Origin of the sequence: Nocardia shimofusensis NBRC 100134 (assembly GCF_001613125.1) — a bacterium.
In the GTDB taxonomy this organism is placed as follows: Bacteria; Actinomycetota; Actinomycetes; order Mycobacteriales; family Mycobacteriaceae; genus Nocardia; species Nocardia shimofusensis.
This window is the reverse complement of record NZ_BDBT01000066.1, coordinates 1-1,754: the sequence shown is the minus strand read 5'-3', so window position 1 is coordinate 1,754 and position 1,754 is coordinate 1. Positions and strand designations below refer to the sequence as shown.

Here is a 1,754-nt window from a genome sequence, read left to right as displayed (position 1 = left end):
GCCGTCCTTGGCGCGCTGGACTGGGCGCGGGGCGCGAACCCGGACTTCGCCGACGACGATCCCGGGTTCTTCGCGGCCGCCGACTGGATGCGGGAGGCCGCCTCAGCGGTCATCTTGCCGCCGTCCTTGTCTGACTTCGACACGATCCTCTCCTTCCTCGGTTCCCCTGCCTTCCGGTGTAGCACCTCGGCGCGGGTCTCGACAGCCTGCTCGAAACCGGAATCAACACAGATCAGAGACAGGTACGAGGCGGAGCTGAGCTGGTCCGGCAGCGATCGCCGACGGAGATGTCGTTGCCTGCGTGCATCATTCAGTCATGGAGACAGGGCGGGAGCGTGTCGGCGCGGTCTGGTGCGAGAGCGATTACCGGTTGTTGTTCGAGGCGCTCGCGCTCGGCATGACCGACGAGGAGATCGCCGCACACACCGACCGTGAAGTCGGCGGCGTACGCAGTCGGGCACTGCTGCTGGTGAACAACGCCACCAGCAAGAAGGGTGCGTTGCCAATGCTGCGGAGGCTGGCCGAAGCACCCGAGTTCGACTGGGACGCCTGGGTGCGTGAAGTCCACACCCGCGAGAACCTGCCCTACTGGGACACCGCCGCCGACAAGGCCCTGATCAGCCACTGGGCCGCCGAACCGCCACCGCGCATCCAACAGCTGTGCGAGCAGTTCGGTGTCGGCCAGGACGTCATCGCCCGCCGGGCGATCATCCTCGGGCTGGCGCCGACCCGCGCCGAGGTCGTCGACCGGTTCGGTGCCGCACCCGGCAGCGGCCTGGCCGTCAACGCTGTCCTGGCCAAGGACAAACTCGCGGCCGCGGTCGCCGTCCTGGTCGTCACCGACACCACCGGTGAGGTCCTGCACCTATCGCTGCACCCGACCACCGACGAGGCCACCACCAGCCTGCAAGACCTCACCACGACCCCGCTGGCCGAGATCCAAGGGCGCTGGACGATCGGCACCCGGGTCGTCGGCGAAGGATCGGTCCGCCAAACCGAGACCGGTACATGGTCGGCCACCACCGAGTACACGCCCGCACCGCCGGAAAGGCCGTCGCGGTGGCGGCGCCTGCTGCGGCCGGTCCGGCAGGGCTGAGCGAGCGGTCCGGCACCGAAGCAAGATTCACCACCCCTGCCCGGGCCGGGACCGGATCCATCACCCGGCAGAGCAGGGCATACGGCGGGCCTGGCTAGCTGCCAGCAGTCCAGAACGCCGCGGGCGGGTTCAAGGTGCCGTGGTAGAGGACAACCTTGGCGACCTGATCGTCGGCTGGGACCTCGAAGGAAATGTAGCCCGCACGTCGTTCACCGGCGATCAAGGCTCCGGCGAGGCTGAGCTGCCCGCCGCTCGCAGAGTTACGGTTGAACTGCTCGAGGCGGCGTCCAGCCGTGGTCAACACCTCGAACGTGCCCGGTACATAACTATTTCCCTGCCTACACGCGATGACGACATCCACCGTCCAGCGCTCATCGAGCGTCCGAGGATTGGACACGGTGTACTCGGCCAACTGCGTCTTGTCGGACAGGTTCGCCCCACCCCAGATCTTCAGCGTCCCGCCCAAAGGACTCGTCGGACCGGACTCCAAACCGGCGCTCGGCGCCGCTACCGGCGCGCTCATCGCGGAGGGTGCACTGACAGCGGTACTTGCCGTGCTGTTGATCGTGACAGCTGGCTGCGGGGCCTCCGACACGACCAGCGAACATCCTGCTCATCCAGACAATTATTCGCCTCAGCTATAAATTTCGGAACCATC

At 66.9% G+C, this 1,754-nt stretch carries 2 protein-coding genes; one reads left to right on the top strand and one right to left on the bottom strand.

Annotated elements, in window-relative coordinates; all coding sequences use genetic code 11:
* Positions 1 to 316 precede the first annotated feature (316 nt).
* A complete protein-coding gene (locus tag NS3_RS28075) occupies positions 317 to 1,096 on the top strand; it encodes a hypothetical protein (RefSeq protein WP_067866071.1) in 780 nt (259 codons plus the stop codon).
* A 94-nt stretch (positions 1,097 to 1,190) separates the two neighbouring features.
* On the opposite strand, the gene NS3_RS28070 is transcribed toward NS3_RS28075, so the two are convergent.
* Positions 1,191 to 1,619 carry a hypothetical protein gene (locus NS3_RS28070; RefSeq protein WP_157101596.1) on the bottom strand — a complete coding sequence of 143 codons (429 nt, stop codon included), beginning with the start codon at positions 1,617 to 1,619 and terminating at the stop codon, positions 1,191 to 1,193.
* Between the last annotated feature and the right edge of the window lie 135 nt (positions 1,620 to 1,754).

Excerpts from the sequence above, each read along its gene's own strand:
- NS3_RS28075 (WP_067866071.1), top strand. The coding sequence starts at position 317 with ATGGAGACAGGGCGGGAGCGTGTCGGCGCGGTCTGGTGCGAGAGCGAT.
- NS3_RS28070 (WP_157101596.1), bottom strand. The coding sequence starts at position 1,619 with ATGAGCGCGCCGGTAGCGGCGCCGAGCGCCGGTTTGGAGTCCGGTCCG.